This window comes from Haliscomenobacter sp. (assembly GCF_041740695.1).
Classification (GTDB): Bacteria; Bacteroidota; Bacteroidia; order Chitinophagales; family Saprospiraceae; genus Haliscomenobacter.
Window position 1 is genome coordinate 151,807 of sequence record NZ_JBGSLK010000134.1, and the last position, 21,975, is coordinate 173,781.

Genomic DNA, 21,975 nt, shown 5'->3' on the forward strand with positions numbered 1-21,975 from the left:
TAGTTCTATTACCGTGCCTCAACATTTATTTATTCCATCGCTGCCGCTTTGCGGAACAGGTGTTGGTGCACCATTTCGTCCTGATAAACCAGGGCGGCACCACCAATTTCACCTAAATCATAACGAAAATCTTCACCCAGGCCTACTGCCGCATTTTTTTGTTGAGGTTCAGCCTGTGCAATGTTTTCTAACAATTGATTGGCTTCCTCATACAATGCAGCTGTATCCATAGCAATGTCTGTTTCGACAATGGCATCAGCAGCAGCACTACGCAACAATTTGGCGTGTACTTTTTGATATACATCGTGGCGGGATAAAAAATCACCAGTCAGTAATTTTCCGTTCAAAAAGGTAATGATTCCTTTTTGCCCTTCTTCGCAAGGAAATGCTTCCTGATAGGCTTCAATGTCCACCTTTTTTTGTTCAAAAGCATCAGACATCGCTCGTGATGGAGAAGAGGTACCCAACTTTTGATGCAAGCGCTCAACATCATTCCACACCTCTCTTTGGCCAGCATCATAAGATTTGTAAGCGGCAATATTGTTGTAAAGCCGTGAATTTTTACTGATGCGGGCCTTTGAGGCCATCACGTGGTCGGAATGGGAAAAAGACCGGGAATTGTACTGCCAGCGCCCCGATTCTGTACAACTTACCGGAATCATCAGTTCTGAATGTGCCGCCAGCAGAATACTGGTATTGACAATGCGGTTTTGCTTGGCCCCGATTAGCTCCTCTCCATCAACAATGATCACCGGCAATTCTCCCTTGTTGATCACCTTGAGTTCGGGTACTGAACCTCCCTCTCCAATCTCCGTAACTTCTACATCCCCTTTGGCCAGTGCATCAGTCAAACTGGTATATAGCTGATGTGGTAGCTCGGTGCCAAAAATTGGGATCACACAAAGATTTCTAAACACTTGGGGTTTACCCAGCCGGAAATCTAAAAAGGCAACTTGTTTGTTTGTGGCTGTCATCGGCTTTTAATTTTTTGTGAAAAAATAACAGATTCAGACGCAGAGGCCTGCGTTTAAATTTTCCCTACTTAAGTTATGATTTGTTCCGGTTGATTAGAATAGTACAAGCAATGTTAACCTGCCCATGATTTGGAAAGTTTCACGAAAGACAAAATTTTTTAAATTTTTTTTTCGCGTATAAGTGACTTTTAAATAGTACCCCGTCTGAAAGAGTATAAAGCACGAAGAAACGACCAAACTGCTGACAAATAATCCAAGAACCGAAAGCCTCCAATAGGCAATTTTTGCATAATCCCATGCTTTAATCTCCACAACTGAGCTGGAGAACATAACTATGAGAAAACACACAAAGAGGTCTTTATGACCACATTACCATTGCGTGATCGCCCTTGTTGGAGATCACGCAATTTTTTATTGGCGACTACTGGAACTTTTAATACCTTTGGCGGGTTATTGTGCTGAGTTCAAACTGGTCACTGAGCGTAGTCGAAGTGTCGGTTTGAATTCAGCACAATAACCAAGATCTTTGAAAATGGGGGCGTAATGGTATCGACAGGATTGTCGACTGATTTGTAAGCATGCCGGAGAATGATGGTTTACTCCGTATAAAAAATAATCATTAAACCATAAATGGCGAATCTAACTACGCCATGGCTGCCTAATTCTAGGAATTAGAAAGTCATTGTACGACGGTGCACAGCTCTTCGGAGCTTCGGCCTTTGCCTAACCGGCCCGCACCCGTACATCAACCAACGCTAGGCTGGAACAATGATGCGGCCCGCGTCATTGTTTGAGATTACGGGCTGGGTACAAGACTGGTGCGTTGCTGGACCTACCCTTGTGCTGAGACCAAAATAAGCAACTAAGCATGTAGAAGGCTAATGAGTGCTTTCTCTGGACGCGAGTTCGACTCTCGCCGCCTCCACTAAAGCGCTGAAAATCAAATTTTTAAAGATTTTCAGCGCTTCTTTTTTACCTCACCGAATTTCGAGTTATTCAAACGGTTACTTCTTCTTTTTTGGCTTTGGCAGGGGCAATTCGGCTACTGAAATCCTCACCAACTCACTTAACCAAGTCCTGTCTTCAACCTTTTCTTCAATCAAAAAACTCGGTTTTGCACCTGGATATGGTGGCGCTTCCACCACATCCCCTATAAATGCTCGTCCGACTTGGGTGGGTTTAATGAACAACTTGTTGTCACAGATCAAGCCGAACAGTTTCTCCCCGGAATACAGCGCGTATTCTCCAAACATCTTTTTGGCTGTTATCTCTCCAGCATTTTCGATTTGGTCTACAATGAAGTCAACGAATGTTTGATCAGAGGCCATGGTATTGTTTTTGTTGAAAAAAGTTTAACTTGGAGGAATGGAAGTTTAACCGTTCCATTACCCCATGAAATGATCTGATTTTCCTCTGTTATTCCAATCAACAAAGCTAAATAAATTGGAGATGATTAAGAAAGGTTTATTGATGATGGTGCTGATCGCTGCGGTTGTTGGGCAGCTAAAAGCAGCCTATATCCTGCTGCCAATGGACCCCGACAAGCAGAAGGACCACCTGAAGGCTTATGGGGTTACGTATTGGGTGTTGAATAACGGAGTGGAAGCCTGGTGGCTACTCAATTACCGGGGGGGCAGCTTTGCCTTTGAATACAATAAGCTTTTTGAAAAAGAATGTCTGACCAGAGGGGTATCGTACGAAATCGTCCCCGATGCCCAATTCAAAAATATACTCGATCAAATCGCCAATCCAGAGGTGAACATGGAAGCCATGAAACTGGAAAAAGCACCCAAAATTGCGGTATACACCCCGGAAGTGGACGGAAAAGGCAAGGCCATACAACCCTGGGAGGATGCGGTCACCCTTGTACTCACCTATGCGGAAATTCCCTTTGATATGTTGTATGATCGGGAAGTGCTCCAGGATAAATTGCCTCAATACGACTGGCTACACCTGCACCACGAAGATTTTACCGGGCAGCTTGGACGCAACACTCGCGGGTATCGAAACGCTTCCTGGTATGAAGAATACAAGACAAGATCTGAGGATTTGGCCCATAGCCTGGGGTACAAAAAAGTATCACATTCCAAACTGGCAGTAGTCAAAAAAATCCGGGAATGGGTAGCTGGTGGCGGTTTTATGTTTGCCATGTGTTCGGCCACCGAAACTTACGACATAGCACTGGCAGCAGATGGGATAGATATTTGCCATGAAATTTTTGACGGAGATCCTACAGATCCCAATGCGCAGTCAAAATTGGATTTTAATAAAACCTTTGCCTTTAAAAATTTTATTCTGGCAGATGGCCCTTCCGGGCATAATTTTTCTACCATTGATGTTGGTCGCGGATGGTCGCGAAACGTATCACCCCAGCAGGATTATTTTACCTTGTTTGATTTTTCGGCCAAATGGGATCCCGTTCCTTCCATCCTTACCCAGTGCCATACCCGAACAGTCAAGGGGTTTATTGGGCAAACCACCGCATTTAGAAAACAATACCTGAAAACCAATGTATTGATTTTGGGTGAAAACAAAGCTCAAAACGAGGCGCGTTACATCCACGGCATTTTTGGTAAAGGGTTCTGGACCTTTTACGGGGGGCACGATCCCGAAGATTACCTGCACAGAGTCGAAGACCCGGACACCGACCTGAGTTTGCACCCCGATTCTCCAGGGTACCGCTTGATTTTGAACAACATCCTTTTTCCCGCAGCAAAGAAAAAAGAACGGAAAACTTGATGAAACCGTAAGATTAATCCCAAACATACCGCTCATCATACTCCACTTTGTACTTTTTCAAAAAAGCCCTATATTCCATTTGGAAGTCTTTCTTTCGATGGTGTTCGTGTTGATTGGCTATGTATCGGATTACAATGTCTACCTGCTTGGGATTTACCGAAAATGCCCCATATCCATCTTGCCAGTAAAAGTTTTTTAGCGATTCATGCCTCGTTTTGAACCACTTCGAAGAATTGGCTTTTACCTTTTCTACCAAGTCCATGAGCGCTATCTTTTTTGATAAGAGGCACAGAATATGCACATGATCGGTATACCCTCCCACGATGATGGCTTGACAGCCCAACTCATTGCAAGTCCCGCCCAAGTAGCTGTGTAACTCCTGCTCATAGGGTGGGTAGATCAGCTGCTGGCGGTATTTGGTGCTGAACACGATGTGGATGTAGTTTTTGACGAGAGATTGTCCCATGTGTGTCTAGTGAGATGGGCTACACTCATCGTTAAGAGATTACATGCCGCTACCGATGGGCTGCACCCATCGTTACGAGATATCGCCCCTTCAGGGCCACCATCATAAAAGCCCTGAAAGGGCGATATATCATAAGATAGGGCATAGCCCTATTAAATCAAAATGGCCAAGCCCTATCGCAAATATAGGCCCAATCCTACATTCTTTTTTCTTACCTTTGCCCCCAATTCCTAAAAAATCCCCGCCCGTGGGGACAAAATCACCCCAACTAACGTTAATACCCGAACAACGCTACGCATATGGAATACAAACCACGCGAAATCGAAAAAAAGTGGAAAGCCTACTGGGATGAGCACAAGGTCTACAAAGTAAGCCACCAGAGCGACCGCCCGAAGTTTTACGTCTTGGACATGTTCCCTTACCCATCGGGAGCCGGATTGCACGTGGGGCACCCCCTCGGCTACATCGCTTCGGACATTTACGCGCGGTACAAGCGTTTGAAAGGGTTCAACGTGTTGCACCCCATGGGTTACGATGCCTTTGGTTTGCCCGCGGAGCAGTACGCCATTACGACCGGAGTACACCCTGCGAAGTCCACCGCAGCCAATATTGCCCGTTACCGCGAGCAGTTGGACAATTTGGGCTTCAGTTTCGATTGGGATCGGGAAGTACGCACCTGTGAGCCTTCCTACTACAAGTGGACCCAGTGGATTTTTGCGGAGTTGTTCAATCACTATTACGATAAAGCCCTGAACAAGGCGATGCCCATCGAAACCCTGGTGGCTCGTTTTGAAAAAGAAGGCAACACCCAGGTCAACGCTGCTAACTCTCAAGACAAAACCTTTAGCGCTGCCGATTGGCAGGGCATGAATAAAAAGGAGCAGGCTGACGTACTGATGAACTACCGCCTGGCCTATAAAAAAGCTTCTTACGTCAACTGGTGTGAAGCCTTGGGTACCGTATTGGCCAACGATGAGGTGAAAGACGGCGTATCCGAACGCGGCGGCCACCCCGTAGAACGCCGGGCCATGATGCAATGGTCTTTGCGCATTACAGCCTATGCCGATCGTTTGTTGTACGATTTGGACAACATCGATTGGTCGGATGCCATGAAGCGCATGCAAGGCAACTGGATTGGCCGTTCGGTAGGTGCACAACTATTCTTTCCGATTGCAGGCTCTGAGCAAAAAATCGAAATATTCACCACGCGCCCAGACACCATTTTTGGCGCGACTTATATGGTGTTGGCACCCGAGCACGATTTGGTGCCGGAGTTGACCACCCCTGATCAAAAGGAAAAAGTTGAAACTTACCTGAGCTATGCCAAAGCCCGCTCCGAACGCGAGCGCATGGCCGATGTGAAAGAAGTAACCGGGGCCTTTTTGGGCTCTTACGCCATCAATCCATTTACCGAAGAACAAATTCCAATTTGGATTGGCGAATATGTGTTGAAAGATTATGGTACCGGGGCCATCATGGCCGTACCCAGCGACGACGACCGCGATGATGCTTTTGCCCGTAAGTTTGGCTTACAAATCATCGATGTAGTCGACAAGTCCAATTACCCCGGCTCCACCCGCCACGATAAAGAGGGCATCATCATCAATTCCGGCTTTTTGAATGGCATGGAAGTGCCTGCGGCCATTGATGAAATGTTGAACCGCATTGAAGGTATGGACTTGGGCAAACGCCAGGTCAATTACAAATTGCGCGATGCCTTGTTCAGTCGCCAACGTTACTGGGGTGAACCTTTCCCCGTGACTTATGATGCCGATGGCATTGCTGAGGCAATGGCGCCTGCGGACTTGCCTTTGGAATTGCCCGATATGGACGATTTTAAACCCAGCACTGGCGGCCAGGCACCTTTGGCGCGGGCAACGGACTGGGTGAATTTGCCCAATGGCATGACGCGGGAAACCGATACCATGCCCGGCTCTGCCGGTTCGTCTTGGTATTTTCTGCGCTACATGGATCCGCAGAATGACCAGGAGTTTGCCAGTCAGGATGCGGTGAACTATTGGCGGGATGTGGACTTGTACATTGGGGGCACCGAACACGCGGTGGGCCACTTGATGTACTCCCGAATGTGGCACAAGTTTTTGTACGACAAAGGATTGGTGCCTACGGTTGAACCCTTCAAAAAGTTGATCAACCAGGGCATGATCCAGGGCGTTGTGGAAAACCTGTACATGCAAAAGGATAAGGTGAATGGCGTAAACCGCTTCATTTGTGCCTCCTTGTTGGCCGAAGAGGAAGCCAAGGGCCATAAGTTCACCAAACTGCCCGTATTGGTGGATTATGTGGCGGATTATGGCCTGCCTGCTTCCCACTTGAATGAGGTGGGGGTGAAACAGTTCATCGCCTGGCGCCCCGATTATGCCGAGGCCATCTTTGAAGGTACGGATGCCATTTTCCAAAACGGAGTGGTTACGGCTAAAGCTGGCAAAACCGGTGCTTTCCAGTTGATGACCCAATCGGAGGTCGGCAAAATGTCGAAGTCTTTGTACAACGTGATCAATCCCGACGATGTCGTTGAGCAATACGGTGCAGACTGTTTCCGCATGTACGAGATGTTCCTGGGGCCAATCGAACAAGCCAAACCCTGGGACACCAAAGGCATCAGCGGGGTGTACAACTTCTTGCGCAAATTCTGGGGTTTGTTTTTTGACAAACAGGGCAAATGGACCGTTTCAGATGCCGAACCTACCCGTGAGGAATGGAAAATCCTGCACACCGCCATCAAACGGATCACCGACGATGTGGAGCGCTATTCCTTCAACACCTGCGTGAGTACCTTCATGATCGCCACCAACGACTTGCAAAAAGCAGGCTGCAACAAAGTGGCGATTTTGGAAGAATTGGTGCAGTTGATCGCGCCCTTTGCGCCGCATTTGGCGGAGGAATTGTGGCAGGGCTTGGGGAAATCCGGCTCGGTGCACCACGCCAATTTCCCGATTTTGAACGAGGCTTATTTGGTCGAAGATACCATCGAATACCCTGTTCAAATCAACGGCAAATTGCGCATGACGGCTGCTTTTGCTGCGGATACGCCTCCACAGGTTTTGGAAAAAGCCATTTTGGAGCTGGAAGCGGTACAAAAATGGACCGAAGGTAAGGAAGTGAAAAAAGTGATTGTTGTTCCGAAAAGGATGATCAATATTGTGGTGGCGGGGTAGGTTTGAACCGCTTCGTTACTAAGGTACAAAGGCTCTGAGGGGATTTTCTCTTGGGGCCTTTGTGGTTTTCATTCACCAAAAAGGCACTGGGAGTTCTAGCCCTACTTTTACCCAAAGTGTAGAAAAAAAACCTTGTATTTGTACACAACTTCGCTGGCTTGAATTTTTACCTCTAAGTAAAAATTAAAACCATGAGTGATGTACAAAACTTGGCGCACCAAGACGCCATTGAAAAATTACGGGATTTAATCGAAGACTCTCGCATAGCTATGCTTTGTTCAAATTTGACCAATGTTCCCTTTTCCTGTTGCCCAATGGCAACCCAAAAGGTGGAGGAAGAAACGGGCGTAATTTGGTTTTTCACCACCGTAAGCCATCAACATATTGATGAAATCAACCGTGATAACCGTGTTCAGTTGATTTATGCTGACAATGGTGATTCCTCCTACCTGGTGCTGTCTGGAAAAGCGGAAATTTCTAGTGATCGGAAAAAAATAGAAGAATTGTGGAATCCCTATGTTAAAGTATGGTTTCCAGATGGCGTAGATGATCCAAAACTTCGCCTTTTAAAAGTAACTCCCCAAGATGGGTTTTACTGGGATACCAAAAATGGCAAAATGGTATCTTTTCTGAAAAGAATGTCTTCCTTGATTACTGGTCAGACTATGGATGACAGTATCGAAGGAAATTTGAGCCTGACTAAGTAATAAAACGTAACGTATGAAAATAAATGCCGCCAGGGGAGAGACTTGTTCCAGCAGGTAAGCTAATCAGTAGGTCTCAGGTTCGCATCCCAGGGGTAGGTTTGGAAACTTTGTCCTAATACACAAAGGCTCTGAGGGGATTTCTCTTGGGGCCTTTGTGGTTTTGAGGCGAAACTCTTTTACTTTGTCGGCTCAAGCTTTATCTTATCCTAGTAGGCCAACTAGTCCCCAGGCGTAAATTAAAATTGCGCCTTTCTGCTAAATGAATTAAATTTGTTGAAATCAAAGGCGAAAAATGACACGTATTACTTTAGATGTAGACAATGCACATCTTTCTACGTTGCTGCTTTTTTTAAAGACCTTGAATTATATCGAGGTAAAAAAAGTAGAACGTGAGGCGGTGTCTGAACAAGATGAACGAGAAAAATTAAATAAGCTGAATGCCTTAGCTGGTGCATGGTCAGATGACCGCACTGCAGAGCAAATTATTGCAGAAATTAAAGAAGCAAGAGTGTTTAACCGGAGTATTGAGGCACTATGAATAAATATCTTCTCGATACCAATATTGTCATCTTTTTGTTTAGACAGAAATATCAGGTTCAAGAAAAAATGGCCTCTGTTGGGCTTCAAAATTGTTTTGTTTCCGAGATAACATTAGCTGAACTAAAAATTGGGGCTGAAAGTAGCGCAGACCCAGCAAAAAATCATGCACTGATCAATTTATTGACTGAAACGGTGACCGTTTTACCCATCTCTAAGGTACTTGATGTATTCGCATTTGAGAAAGTTCGCCTAAACAAAGCAGGAACACCCATGCACGATCATTTTGACGTTTTAATTGCTGCAACAGCATTGGTTTATGACCTTGTGGTGGTGACCAACAATACCAGGCATTTTGTAGTTTATGAAGGCCTGGAAGTAGAGGACTGGACCTTATCTGCCCCTGGACAATTTGTGTAGGGGTTACGTTGTTCCAGTGGAGAAAGAAGGGGCGGATCTGCCGAGTTTTCACTCCACTTGCCACTCTCTCTTGAAAAACTTATCTTTACCAGCACAAATCAATCAACATGTCTATTGTACTTGACTTGCCACAAGACCTGGAACAAAAATTACGCGCAACCGCATCCGCTGCGGGGCAAAATGTTGATGCCTATATTTTACGCCTGTTGGAAAAAAATGTGCAGGGTCAACCCAGCCAAGAAAAATCCAAGAGCATCGCTTTGTTACAGCTGATCAATCGTGGGTTGCCAACCGAAGTCTGGAGTCGTTTTTATAGCTTGGTTCAAAAGAGGGAACATCATACCATCACTGATACTGAATTGGCTGAATTAATTGAGTTGACCGATTCGATTGATCTTGCCCATGCCCAGCGGATGGAGGCCTTGGTGGAGTTGGCGGTATTGCAAAATAAACCTTTAGAGGCATTGATGGATGAATTGGGCATTGGCCCCATGGCAGTAGAACGGTACTCAATCAACTAAGTGGCCAACCGAATCAATAGATTTGTTTTATCATGAACTCTTCTTCATCAATTCCTTTAAAGACATTGAATAAGTCAAAAAAATGACCTAACTTTGAAAAGTTGAATTTAAAAATGCATCCGCAAATATGGAGAACATCAAGATATATGATGAGGTGGCCACTTTTTTAGCACAATCTGCTCCTGTGCAAATATTGGCTTATCGGCCTTCAGAAGCGACACAACATCGTTTTGATGACCTGGTATGGAAGAAAAAGGAGCAAACGCTCAGCGCTGAAGAGGCATCGGAGTTGGAACACTATTTTATGTTGGAGCATATTTTCCGCTTGGTTAAAATACGTGCTGCGATTCAGATGGCGCAATGAGTGAGTACATTTCTAAGCGGCAACGTAAGGCTATCGCTCAAAGAGCTAAAGGTTGTTGTGAATACTGCTTAATGCCAGAACGCTTTTCCTTATTCACTTTCCATATTGATCACGTGATCAGCCTTAAGCACGGAGGGATTACTCACTTTGATAATCTTGCCTATTGCTGCGGCATTTGCAATTCAAATAAAGGGTCCGACTTGGGCACTTTTTTGAAAAACCCCGAAACCATCATCCGCTTTTTCAATCCTCGTACTGACCAGTGGTTCGATCATTTTGAATTGATAGAAGGCATGATTCATCACCATACAATCATTGGGGAGGCAACCATCAAAATTTTCAAATTCAATGAGGTAGAACGAATTTTGGAACGTAAGCTTTTGATTGAGGGAGGATTCATTAGGGGTTTTAAATAGTTGAATCAAAAATTCCAGGATCATGACCAGTGAAGATCGAATTATTTTGGACTACATGGCCATGCTAAACCACCTCAGTTCTGATTTGAAGCTGCGCCTGATCATGCAATTGACCAATAGCCTCAGAAAGGAATATGTAGAAGGTATTCCTGAAAAAGATGAGCCCTGGAAGGGTTTGTTTGGTGCATGGCGAGATACGGATGAGAATTTAGCACAGTTCGTTAGGGAGGGGAGATTGCTTGATTGGGAAATTCCAAGCTTTGACTAATGATAGGCTTGCTGGATACCAATATTATAGTGGCCCATGTACTAGATACTTATGTGACGCGTAGGCCTGAAACAAACTAAATGGAACCCATAATCAGGCTGTTTCGGTAAACAAAACTTAAAATATGATCAACTTATTAAACGACTTTATATCTTATCTAGGTGCAGGTAACGCACTATCAATTTTTCTGTTCATTCTTGGGACTTTTCTAGGGTTTTATTTTTACTTTAAAACTTTTTTTAGGTTGACCTATTCATCAGCTAGAGTATGCAAATTGTGTGAAAGTATTAATGACTGGAAAAATGAAAACAACATCCTTAGCTCAAGGATTTTGGTTTGCAATAACGGTAGGAAAACACTAACAAAAAAAGAAGTCAGTCATCTTGAAATAAGCTCGGCGCTCAAAATGATCAAAAATTTTCGTGTAATAAAGGGTGAAGGCCATTTGAAACCACTAGCGAAAGATGGTAAGATCATATTGAATTTTGACTATTTGGATTCTGGCGATGCATTTGTTTTGGAAATTGAACATAGTGGTGAAATCGAATTTAAAGGGAGAATTTCAGAGACAGGCAGGATACTGCAAACTGAACCAAGAACATGGTTCTGGGTTAATCTATTTACTTCCCTTCTGCTTTTTGCTTTAATGTCCTACAACGTATTCTTAATGATAGATAGTGACAAGTTGATTGTCAGTACTATTATCAATTTTATTTTACTTGTTGGCATTTATGCTTTGATTAGATTTATTCACTCCTTGCTCTTTATTCCCGATAGGTTGGCATCAAAATATCTGGACACTCAAGATAAAACTAGTAGAGCTTTCAAAAATGAGTTTTAAAGGGTGTTCTCACAGAAAGTATTTGACGAAATCAACTTGTTTTTGGGTGGCGCTTCTATAGCATCGTGCATACGCTGCGTCTTGAAAACGCGGAGATAATGGGTGCAAAGTCATGAAGTGTAAGACCATGCACCAGCGTTGCGCTTTGGTGTAGATGTTTTTCTATTTTAGTTTTAGTTTGAACATAGATAAGTTGATAAACCTTTCAAAACTCGTAGTAGCACGTTTAAATTCTTCATCCCCCCTATAAAGCTTTATCATTTTAAGAATATTTCCCGGATGATAGTATAATGAATAAAAATAATCTATGCTCCGTGTTTTATTAGTTAGTGAATTATATAAAATCTGTTCGAAGTCTTGACTTATTTGTTTTTTTTCAAAAATTTTAAAGATTTCTATTTCAGGTAATGAAGTGTAGTAGCCATCAGAATACTTAGCGATTTCATAGGATTTCAAGTTTTTCCTCTTAATTAGCCTTATATCTTGGAGTGTGAGAATACCACTATCTAACCGTTCTTGGCTATTTTGCTTGTATTTATTATAATCATTCTGTTCTGTTCGCTCTTCAAATCTTAATCCAGCCTGTTTAAATTTCAAAGCTACTTTATTTTGACTTCTCTTAAAGCTGATTTTTGCTCTTGAATAATTAAGGGTGGATATAAGTCTTTCATTCTTATTAGAGTTAAGAACATTTTCGATTTCATCTAGCGGAATCGAAAGTGTTCGGTGATGTCTAATTAGTCTACTTTCTTCAATTTTGTATGTTCGTTCACTTATCTTATTTATATATTTTGGCGGAAGTTTGAACCATTCAATTTCTAAATCTTCAGGTTCGAATTTTTCTTCCAAACAAGATATTATTTTGGATGGTGCATATAATTTAATAAACTCTGAAAGTAAATGCCTAACTCCCTTTTCAGTCATTTCTTGCAGCTCATTAATTAATCGAATCGATTCTTCTAGTGAAATTAGATTTCTACTTTGTAGTGTCTTTAAAGCTATTGGCAACCCGTGCAAAGTGTAATCTTTCCTTTGGTAGTACTTTGTCCAATACAGATAAATACTAGAGATATCAATTTTTCTGTTTTCCAGCAGTGCTAATCGAATGTATCTGTGTATTTTATCGCCAAGACCAAAGCTACCCAAATCACTATACTTGTAGATAAGCTCCTTCAACGTTAAATCTTGATTCTCATTTTTTCCATTGTCAATTCTATACCCATAAGAAATTAAATTATTAAATACACCTTGCAAAATCCATTTTCGATCATAGTGAGGGGCATCATATTTTTTGATTAAAAATTGCTCAAGTTTGTAATCAGCTTCGGAAGTATTACCATTTAGATATTCCTCAAAGGTAGATTTTAGTATTTCATAGCCTTTTATGTTTGATTTATGAATGAAAACATTCTCAATGATATAAGTTATATGCTCCCTGAATCTTATCTTATCTCTTAATTTTTTGTCAATATTTTTTTCGCCTACCTTTGTAGAGTGCTTTTCTATGTATATTTCTTCTTCATAGATATCCTGTTCTAGTTTTTCATAAAAATGTTCAACTCCATAATGATCCTTGGCGGTTCTATTTAAAAGAATTGTAGTGTTTTTAGTTTTTACATAATAATACATTCCAAAAAGATAATCAGAACTAGTAATGTCTTCATCAGTTATCCCATTTGCAATCAAAGACCTAACATATGCGTAATAAAATGTATTGATTGTGGCTAGATGGTCTCGAGTGATTAAATTAAATATTAAAGATAATTCGTAATAGTTATTAACGCTTAGTATGTTTGGAGGACATTCAACTAGGGTTTCTCTCAATTGAGTATAGAAAGATTTTATTGATTCAAAGTCAACAGAATTTTCTAAAATTTTTTCAAACGTTTCCATTGATGCATACTTGATCAAAATTTTCTTTTTCTGTTCCATAGAAAGTTGAAAAAACTTAAACCTGGATAAAAATCTTTTTTCAAGGTTTAAAATAGATTCACTAACAATTTCACCAATTTTTTCTGATTTGGTTTCGTACTTAACCTGCTTTCTTAAAAAAGTATTAAAGCTATCGTGCAGTAGTGAAATTCTATTTAGCTTGATATCAAATAAATAGGGATGCTCCTTGATGAATTCTTCAACATAATCTTTTTCATCTCCGATAAATAAAACTACTTCTGATTTCATGATATAAGACATAGCGCATAAAAAAAATGATAAACTATGTTTACCTTTTTCGTTAGCTATAATGTTTTTATAATAGGAATCTATATTCTCAACCTTTTCGATTTTAGGGATTGTTTTGTGAATCTTGTAGTGTTCTGCCAAGTATTTAACAATTATTGGGTATCCCTGAGAAATTTTATAGATTTTGTAAATAATTGGATAATCTGATAAATGGAATAATGTTTTGAGAATTTCTTTAGTTTGGTTTAAACTCCAATTGTCAAGAATATGTTTTTTCCAATTTGTTTCATTTACTAAAGGTCTTGACAAAACAATTATTTTGCAATAATCCTTTGCTTTATTGATGAAATTGATAAAGCGCTCAAAGTCTTGTTCATTATAGTTTTCAATATGGTCAAGACCATCAATCATGAAAATTTTTTCTTCGGACTTTAGTTTTATAAAAATTTCTTCAATTTCTCTTGTTTTCTGGTCGCAAAAAAGTTTATAACTTAAATCCCGAATAAAATTTTCAAACTTTAATCTTTCTTTGTAATCATTATCTTGATTACCAATCCAAAATCGATAAATTATATTTTTTTTATACTTACTTTCTAATGTGTTTACAAAATGACTTTTCCCAACACCAGGTTTACCTTCAATTAGTAGGATATTTTCAAATTCAAGCAGTTTGTGACTTATTAAAATAGATTTCTCTTGTAATTTAGTTATGAATATTTTGAGTTGAGGCAATGATTCAATAGGTATATTCCATATTCTATTGTCTAGGATTGAACTAAAAAAACTATCGATTTCATTTTTTCTTTGTGGATCTTTTTCATAAATTTTCTCTATTATTCTGTCAATTTGAACTCTTGACAAAGAAACTATGGAAACATTTTTATCAAGTTTGTAGCTCTCAAAATTCAAAAACTTTTCGTTTGGTTTAATAGGTATATGTTTGAAGAAGATTATATTTTGATTTATCGATAGTTTATGCGGTTTTTCTTTGATGAAAATTTCATTTTCCTTTATCGTTAAATCTTCAATTGATACATCCTCAAAGTCCTTTATTTGAAGTTGAAAACTTTCTGAATTAGTGGTAAGGATTAAATCGTCAAAATTATCAGGAGTCTTGGCCTCTATCTCAATTTTAGAGATGTTGCGTTCACCATCCATAATTGATAATAGCAGTAAAGTTACTTGTTTTTGATATGTGTAGCCACTGTACGCGTTTCTCATTTATTTTCTGGCTTGTATATGTTTGTCTAATATGAAAAATTTTGATTTTACGCGCGGAACTCAATTAGGCCTGTGCCTGTCATGAAAATATGCGCACTTTTTGCACTGACTTGATAAAGATAAAGAAAGTGTATTGATTTTCCAATACGCTGAAATTTTTAATGTTAACATAAGTTCTACAGCAGTTTCTTGTGCTTTGCATACCAGTATAACCATCTGTTCAAATGCCGTTTGTTCTGCTTCAAGCCCTCTTTAAACGCTACATTTTCTTCGCAACTATAGCCTTTGAAGTCTACTGTTATGTTTTCAAATGATGCCCCTATAAGTGTATCGTTTTTATAGACAAGTCCGCTAAAAAACCAATCTCTTGCAAGACCCGAGAGCGGTTTACCTTCTTTGTCTTGCCATTTAAAAAAATAACGCGAGGTATCTTTTGAAATAAATGAATAGTCTTTAACGAGAACAGCATTACATGACAACAATGCTACACTGTCATTTCTATTCGGTTTACCTCTACTGTCATACCTTACTCCAAATTTATCCGCATTCACGGCGTAAAAATCGAGTTTTACTTCATCCAACGTATTCCATCGGCGCTCTTTTGATGAATAGGGTTTATCGCAAGAACAAATTAGTTCAACGAAGATTAGCATTGTGAACAAAAGTCTGCATCTCATGACTTTATTTTTTTAAAAGATATTGATTGGGATAGGTGTTGATGACGAGACATATTTCAAAACACTTATTGCACCAACCTTCTCTTCCGCAAACCTAAAGACAATTTTTGCGTTTGTCAATGCCCCCAAAATCCGTACTTTTAGCCCCAGATTTTTCCCAAAACACGATTATGCACAACATGAACCCAAACCAGGCAACATCCATTTATACTTTGCTGCAGGTAGCAGCGCTATTTTTATGCAGCATCACCTGGGGTTATAGCCAAACCGTCACACCCACTTTAAGCAACCCCTCTCGCTGCGACACGGCCTGGGCGATCAGGGATTTTACCTGCCCCGACAACAACGGCTTTTTTTTGGCCAATCTCTTCAACATTCGGGTGAACAACGCACCTGGAACGGTCTTAGGGCGGGACGTTTACCTCAAAGAAGTACGTTTGCGCATCCAACACCAATGGGCCGCCGACTTGGCCATTCGCCTGATTTCACCCAATGGCACCCGGGTTATTTTGAGCATGAACAATGGTGGGGGGGAAGACAACTATGGCGTGCCTGACAGTGCCAATTGTCAGGGTTATGTGCGTTTTACCACCAGCGCTTGTACGCCGATTGACCAAGGTGAAGCGCCATTCATTGATAGGCCTTATTTGCCACAGGAATCCTTCCTCAATTTTAACGACAACAAGACCAGCGCGAACGGCGAATGGCAATTGTTGATTTGTGATGACTCCCAACAAGACACCGGGCGTTTGGAATTTGTAGAGCTCATTTTTGCCCCTTTGAGCTGTTTGCCTGCCCAATCTGTGCACATCGTTTCGCAGGATACCACCACCGTTGTCCTCAATTGGACACCCACCGATGGCTGTAGCGCTGGCGTTTCTGTCATCGAATACGGCCCACCTGGATTTGTACCGGGCATTGGCGCACAGGCAGGTGCCCAAGGCCGAGTGGTACCTTTTACCGCTTGCCCACCCTATGCTTTGCAGGGACTTTTACCCGATACCCCTTACGATATTTACGTGCGTCGAACCTGCAATGGGGGCGCTTTTTCCGACAACTCCTGCCCCATCAGCGTTCGAACGGGCTGTTTGCCGCCCAAGCCCACTACGCTGGAAACCTTCAACAACCAACTCATTTGTGACCCCATCTGCAACGCTGTTTGTGCCCAAACGGGGGTATGGCGCAACGCTCCTGGCAGCACCTTCAACTGGCTCATTTACAAAGACCCAACCCCCACGCCGGATACTGGCCCTGATCAGGATGTAAGTGGAAATGGCCACTATGCCTACATCGAAACCACTGGCTTTCAATGCGCCAATGGCAGCCAAGCCGTATTACAATCGGGCTGTTTTTTATTGGACAAAAAGAATTCCGACACCTGCCATTTGTCCTTTTATTACCACATGTACGGTAGTTCTACTGGAACTTTGCGTTTAGAGGTTTCCGTAGATGGGGGGCTAAGTTGGCAAATCCTCTGGACCCGTCAAGGCAGCAAGGGCAACCAATGGATCAAGGAGTCCTTGAGTTTGCGCAAATACACCAACGGTACTCTGATGCAATTCCGCTTTGTGGGCATCAAGGGCAACGGCTCTTTGGGCGACATCGGTTTGGATCACATTGCCCTGCATGGTTCAACTTACCTGGGCTGGCCAGAACAACCCTTTTACGCCGATGTTGACCGAGATGGTTACGGTAATGCTGCGGTGTTCATTTACAGCTGTGCCACTACGCCTCCCGCAGGTTACGTGACCAATAAAACGGATTGTAATGACCAAAATGCCAACATCAACCCCGGGCGCCCCGAAGTTCCCTGCGACAACATCGACAACAACTGCAACGGTGCAGGTGATGATACCATCTTGCTGCCACCCAATGTCAAAGGAGACACCATCTGTTCTGGCGAAGTACCCAATCTGAACGCAACTCCGGTACAAGGCGAGCTCATTTTTTGGTACACCCAGCCTATTGGCGGCACTGCCGTAAGCTCAGGGCAGGTATTTTTGCCCCAAATCCCTGCCAATAATGGTCTTACGCCAGTAATCTACCGCTATTATGCCGAAGCGGTTGACAACCGGCTGCGTTGTTTTTCCAACACCAGAGCAGAAGTCCTCGTGGTGGTCAATCCATTGCCCAATCCAGTAGTGACCGAACAACCTGAGATTTGCGCCCAGCAGATTTTTGACCTCAATCGGGTCAAACTCCAGGACGACCATTTCACCCAAGCCAGTTTGGCTTTCTACCGCGCCCTACCCGCCAGCGCCAGCACGCTCATCGACAATCCCTTGGTCAGCCCCGGTGTGAGCACCAAGTATTTTTTTGAAATGACCAGTCCGCTGGGCTGTAAAAAAACGGGAGACTTTACCTTAAAAGTCAACCCTTTACCCAACATAACCTTCAGTCCCTCCGACTCCTTCAATTTGTGCCTGGAATCTACCCAATTACTGGGGGCCAGCATCAGCGGCGGAACTGGAGCCTTCCGCTACTTGTGGAGCACGGGCGAAGAAACTGCCGCCATTCGCATCACCGCAGGCACCGAAAAAGGGATTAAATCCCGCTACCAACTCACCATCACGGATGCCAAGGCTTGTAGCAATACCGGAAAAGTAGTGGTCACCACGACCAACAGCATCGACTCCATTCGCCGCAGCACCAGCGATGTCAGTGTGTGCAATGGCAACAATGGCAGCATTACGATTACACCGCTCAATGGCCTGGCACCTTTTAGTTACACCTGGAATGGCGCGGGAATTCAGGGCGATTCCAGCAATGTGCCAGCAGGTGCTTTTACAATAACCGGACTGCAGCAAGGCTCCTACCGGGTGACCATTACCGACAATTCGAGCCGGGGCTGCCGCTTTATTCTGCGCAATGCCCTAATCAATGGGCCTGGGATAGAGGTGCGTAACATCGACATTCAACCGGTTACTTGCCACGGGGCCAAAGACGGCCAAATCAACCTGGATGTGCGCGGCAATCCCCGCTTCAAATGGAGCAATGGGGATACCACAGCCATTTTGAGCAAAGTGCCCGGTGGAACTTATGCCGTAACCATCACCAGCGCAACTTGTAGTACGGTGTTGGACAATCTGGTGTTAACTGAGCCAGATTCGGTACGCGTCCTGGCCACTTTTACCCAACCCCTTTGTTTCGCCAGCCTGGATGGCCGCATCGATTTGAGCGTATTTGGCGGTGCGGGTAACTTTCAGTACCGCTGGACCAACAACTCGATCAAAGAAGACCTGGAACGGGTAGCCCGAGGTGCCCATGCAGTAACCATCACCGATGGAGCGGGTTGTTTGTACACCCGGACTTTTAGTTTGAGCTCGCCTGCCTTGTTGACGGTGGGCATCGACTCCAATTTGGCCGTCACCTGTGCAGGTTTCCGCAATGGCATGATTCGGGTAAGTGGTCGGGGAGGCACCGCACCCTACCGCTACAACTGGGAAACGGGCGCCACCTTGCCCGTCATTCGCAACCTGGCAGCGGGCAATTACAAAGTGACCATTACCGATGCCAACAATTGTACCAGCACCCTCACGATTACCGTTGGCAGCCCGGCGGCATTACAAGTCAATGCGGGGAGTATTACTGCGCCCAAATGTTTTGGCGATACCACCGGAAGGATTGCCACGCTGATTATAGGGGGCACTGCGCCCTACCGCTATACCTGGAATACTGGGCAAAGCACGGCAAACCTACTTAGTTTAGGCGTTGGCCAATACAAAGTGCTGGTGCGCGATGTCAAAGGTTGTACCGCAGATACTTTCAACGTAGCGCTAAATGCCAGTTCAAAAATAGCCCTGACGGCCACGATTAACGCGCCGACTTGTTTGGGTTTGGAAAATGGGATTGTCACCATCGTACCCCGAGGTGCTGCTCCTTTTCGCTACACCTGGGAGAAAGGGGATACCACCAATTTTGTGCTCAACCTCGGAGTCGGTCAGCACAAAGTGCGGATTCGGGATGGGCAAGGCTGTATTTTTGACACCAGCTTTGTTTTACAGCCGGAAAAACAACCGCTTTTGGCGAGTATCACGGCAGTACCACCCTTGTGCTTTGGCTCCCGGGATGGTTTTATTAATGTACAAATGCTGCGGGTAGAAAACCCAGGCATCAGCTTTAAATGGAACGACGGCTCTACCTTAGAGGAGCGCCGTGACTTAGCTCCAGGTTTGTTTTCGGTGACCATTACCGATCGCTTAGGTTGTATTTGGAAAGAGGATTCCATTTTGCTCAGTACGCCACCAAAACTGAGCCACGAAGTAATGGCTTTGGGGCAAATCAATTGCAATGGCGACTCTACTGGCTTTATTGAATTAGCCGTCAGTGGCGGCAATAAGCCCTACAAATACTCCTGGATCGGGAGCACTTCTACTGGGCCTAGCGCCTATCGCCTTCCAGCGGGCAATTACCGCCTTTTTGTGCTGGACGACAATGGCTGCCCGCTCAACCTCGAATACAATCTCACCCAACCGAGCAAACTGAACGCGGAAACAAAAGTGCAGGTAGGCAGTGTGTGCCAGGGCGACCGCTCCAATGTATTGAGCGTCACCGCGAGTGGAGGCACCTTGCCTTATAGCTACTTGTGGAGTACCGGGGCGCGCACAAGTGCCATTGTGAATCAACCCGCCGACGATTACAGCGTGACCGTTACGGATGGAAATGGCTGTACCGTAGAACCTACGACCATCAAATTGCGCAATGCGGGTGACCCCATCCAATTGACGGCTTTTGTGGCCACGGACATTAGTTGTTTTGGGAAAAAAGATGGGGAAGTGAGTGCCAGCATTACGGGCGGTACGGCCCCTTATTTGTTCGTGTTCAACAATGTGGTGAATTCCATCAGCACTTCCCAAACAACCGTTAAAATCAGCAACCTGCCCGCCGACAATGATTATCAGGTACTGGTGGTTGACGCCAAAGGTTGTCAAGTTACTTCCGTCCTGAAATCGATTAGTGAACCCGCACGTTTGCGGATTCGCCGCGATAGCATTCGCAATAGCATGTGTGGCAATCTGATTGGGGGAGGGGTGTACGTTTCCAGCTCAGGTGGGAATCGGCCATACAGTTACACCTGGTACGACTTTACGACCAAACTCCCGATTGCCAATACCGAAGATTTGACCCAGGTGGGTGGAGGTTCGTATTACGCCATCGTCCACGATGCGCGGCTGTGCCGGGATTCCCTGCCCCCAGCCAGTATTCAGGGCAACGCACCCTTAAAAGTTGCCACATTGGACATCACCAACCCGAAATGTCGGGGTGAGGCCAGTGGGGTCATTACCGTAGACATCCAGGGCGGGCGGGCACCCTACAAATATACCTGGAACAATCGACTGGGCAACAGCAGCATCAACAACCTCAAAGCGGGAGAATACACCCTGCTGGTGAGTGATTCAGACAGTTGTAAAGCCAGTTTTGGGCCTTTTACGGTCTCAGAACCAATTAAGGGAATAGTAGTAGCCGACACCATTACCGCTGTACAATGCAATGGTGGCGCTTCGGGCGCATTGACCATTGGCCTGAGCGGTGGCTTAGCCCCTTACCGCTGGACCTGGCAAAATGCTCAAGGGCAGGTATTGGGATTGGATGTACGCAAAATCAACAACCTACGCGCCGGGCAGTATTCCCTGCTGGTGAGTGATGCGGACAATTGTTCCTTGTTTTTCACTTATGCCGTACCCCAGCCAGATCCGATCCGTGCCAATTTTGCAATAGTTCAGCCCAAAGGAGACTTGGCGAATGGCTCCATCCTGGCCAAACCAAGCGGGGGAAATCCGCCTTATCGCTACCGCTGGGGCAACAATGCTACGACGGATAACTTGAGCAATATCCCCAAAGGCACTTATTTCCTGACCATTACCGACAGCAAAAACTGCCAGAGTGGGGAGTCAGTTTTGGTCATGTCTACTGCGACTCTGGATTTTACCCTGGTCGAAGCCGCACGGGTGTTTCCGAACCCTACGCAGGATGTTTTGCAAGTGGAATTGCAACTCAAGGAATCGCTGCCGTTAGAACTGGAGTTGTTGGATTTGACGGGTAGGGTAGTCTGGCGGCGGAAATTGGGGCAGCAGTTGCGGGTGAATGAGCGAATTGGCTTGCAAGAGCTTCCGTCAGGCACTTATCTGCTGCGATTGAACAGCGAGAAACGATTTTTATACCAGGAATTCGTTGCAAAATTGAATGACTAACTCACATTACACAAGTTTGATTCTAATCAAGGTGCAGCTAAAGTGCATAGCTTCATTCTATTTAACCTCAGGTTTTTTTTACCGCAGAGTTTCACAGAGTACCCGCAGAGTTTCACGGAGTTTTTAAGTTAGGCCATCTGCGATGGCAAATAGTGCTCAGAGGCCGCATTGAACAGTAGCTGGCACGAAAAAATCAAATTTCAGTAGTACCCGAACGCTCGCCACCGCAGGTGGCAAACTCCTTTAAACTAAAAGAAACTCCGTGAAACTCTGCGG

16 protein-coding genes and 1 other RNA gene are annotated in these 21,975 nt (G+C 44.1%); 12 read left to right on the plus strand and 5 right to left on the minus strand.

From position 1 onward, the window contains the following. Positions 1 to 29: 29 nt before the first annotated feature. Positions 30 to 974, minus strand: a complete 945-nt coding sequence (locus ACEW9O_RS27115) for an ARPP-1 family domain-containing protein (RefSeq protein ID WP_373553368.1) — start codon at positions 972 to 974, stop codon at positions 30 to 32. A 534-nt stretch (positions 975 to 1,508) separates the two neighbouring features. Here ACEW9O_RS27115 and ssrA point away from each other — a divergent pair. Then, positions 1,509 to 1,902: a transfer-messenger RNA gene (gene ssrA, locus ACEW9O_RS27120) on the plus strand. 76 nt (positions 1,903 to 1,978) lie between these two features. Here the strand turns inward: ssrA and ACEW9O_RS27125 are convergent. After that, positions 1,979 to 2,302 (minus strand): TfoX/Sxy family protein, encoded by a 324-nt coding sequence (locus ACEW9O_RS27125; protein ID WP_373553369.1) that lies wholly within the window; start codon positions 2,300 to 2,302, stop codon positions 1,979 to 1,981. Positions 2,303 to 2,423: 121 nt separating this feature from the next. On the opposite strand from ACEW9O_RS27125, the gene ACEW9O_RS27130 reads away from it, so the two are divergent. Beyond that, positions 2,424 to 3,713 carry an asparagine synthetase B gene (locus tag ACEW9O_RS27130; protein WP_373553370.1) on the plus strand — a complete coding sequence of 430 codons (1,290 nt, stop codon included), beginning with the start codon at positions 2,424 to 2,426 and terminating at the stop codon, positions 3,711 to 3,713. 13 nt (positions 3,714 to 3,726) lie between these two features. Here the strand turns inward: ACEW9O_RS27130 and tnpA are convergent, their stop codons facing one another. Beyond that, positions 3,727 to 4,179, minus strand: coding sequence for an IS200/IS605 family transposase (gene tnpA / locus ACEW9O_RS27135; RefSeq protein WP_373553371.1), 453 nt, complete (start codon positions 4,177 to 4,179; stop codon positions 3,727 to 3,729). Between the two features lie 299 nt (positions 4,180 to 4,478). Here tnpA and ACEW9O_RS27140 point away from each other — a divergent pair, with 299 nt between their 5' ends. From ACEW9O_RS27140 to ACEW9O_RS27180, 9 genes are all read left to right on the plus strand, one after another. Then, a complete protein-coding gene (locus ACEW9O_RS27140) occupies positions 4,479 to 7,355 on the plus strand; it encodes a leucine--tRNA ligase (RefSeq protein ID WP_373553372.1) in 2,877 nt (958 codons plus the stop codon). Positions 7,356 to 7,546: 191 nt separating this feature from the next. Next, the gene (locus ACEW9O_RS27145; RefSeq protein WP_373553373.1) at positions 7,547 to 8,062 is read left to right on the plus strand and encodes a pyridoxamine 5'-phosphate oxidase family protein; all 516 of its coding nucleotides are present in this window, start codon (positions 7,547 to 7,549) and stop codon (positions 8,060 to 8,062) included. A gap of 292 nt (positions 8,063 to 8,354) precedes the next feature. Further along, positions 8,355 to 8,600: a hypothetical protein gene (locus ACEW9O_RS27150; protein WP_373553374.1), complete on the plus strand. Its 246-nt coding sequence runs from the start codon at positions 8,355 to 8,357 to the stop codon at positions 8,598 to 8,600. Continuing rightward, a complete protein-coding gene (locus ACEW9O_RS27155) occupies positions 8,597 to 9,019 on the plus strand; it encodes a PIN domain-containing protein (protein WP_373553375.1) in 423 nt (140 codons plus the stop codon). The genes ACEW9O_RS27150 and ACEW9O_RS27155 overlap by 4 nt, the downstream gene beginning before the upstream one ends. Positions 9,020 to 9,126: 107 nt before the next feature. Further along, the gene (locus tag ACEW9O_RS27160) at positions 9,127 to 9,540 is read left to right on the plus strand and encodes a hypothetical protein (RefSeq protein WP_373553376.1); all 414 of its coding nucleotides are present in this window, start codon (positions 9,127 to 9,129) and stop codon (positions 9,538 to 9,540) included. Positions 9,541 to 9,667: 127 nt separating this feature from the next. Next, positions 9,668 to 9,904: a hypothetical protein gene (locus ACEW9O_RS27165; RefSeq protein WP_013763469.1), complete on the plus strand. Its 237-nt coding sequence runs from the start codon at positions 9,668 to 9,670 to the stop codon at positions 9,902 to 9,904. Continuing rightward, a complete protein-coding gene (locus ACEW9O_RS27170) occupies positions 9,901 to 10,320 on the plus strand; it encodes an HNH endonuclease (protein ID WP_373553377.1) in 420 nt (139 codons plus the stop codon). Before ACEW9O_RS27165 ends, ACEW9O_RS27170 begins: the two co-directional genes overlap by 4 nt. Positions 10,321 to 10,342: 22 nt before the next feature. Beyond that, the gene (locus ACEW9O_RS27175) at positions 10,343 to 10,588 is read left to right on the plus strand and encodes a hypothetical protein (RefSeq protein ID WP_373553378.1); all 246 of its coding nucleotides are present in this window, start codon (positions 10,343 to 10,345) and stop codon (positions 10,586 to 10,588) included. Between the two features lie 124 nt (positions 10,589 to 10,712). After that, a complete protein-coding gene (locus tag ACEW9O_RS27180) occupies positions 10,713 to 11,429 on the plus strand; it encodes a hypothetical protein (RefSeq protein WP_373553379.1) in 717 nt (238 codons plus the stop codon). A gap of 162 nt (positions 11,430 to 11,591) precedes the next feature. Here ACEW9O_RS27180 and ACEW9O_RS27185 read toward each other — a convergent pair whose 3' ends face one another. Together ACEW9O_RS27185 and ACEW9O_RS27190 are read right to left on the minus strand one after the other, a co-directional pair. Further along, on the minus strand, positions 11,592 to 14,831 hold the full coding sequence (locus tag ACEW9O_RS27185; RefSeq protein WP_373553380.1) for a hypothetical protein: 3,240 nt from the start codon (positions 14,829 to 14,831) through the stop codon (positions 11,592 to 11,594). Between the two features lie 176 nt (positions 14,832 to 15,007). Then, positions 15,008 to 15,508 (minus strand): hypothetical protein, encoded by a 501-nt coding sequence (locus ACEW9O_RS27190; protein ID WP_373553381.1) that lies wholly within the window; start codon positions 15,506 to 15,508, stop codon positions 15,008 to 15,010. Between the two features lie 170 nt (positions 15,509 to 15,678). Here ACEW9O_RS27190 and ACEW9O_RS27195 point away from each other — a divergent pair, with 170 nt between their 5' ends. Then, a complete protein-coding gene (locus ACEW9O_RS27195) occupies positions 15,679 to 21,699 on the plus strand; it encodes a T9SS type A sorting domain-containing protein (protein WP_373553382.1) in 6,021 nt (2,006 codons plus the stop codon). Positions 21,700 to 21,975 lie beyond the last annotated feature (276 nt).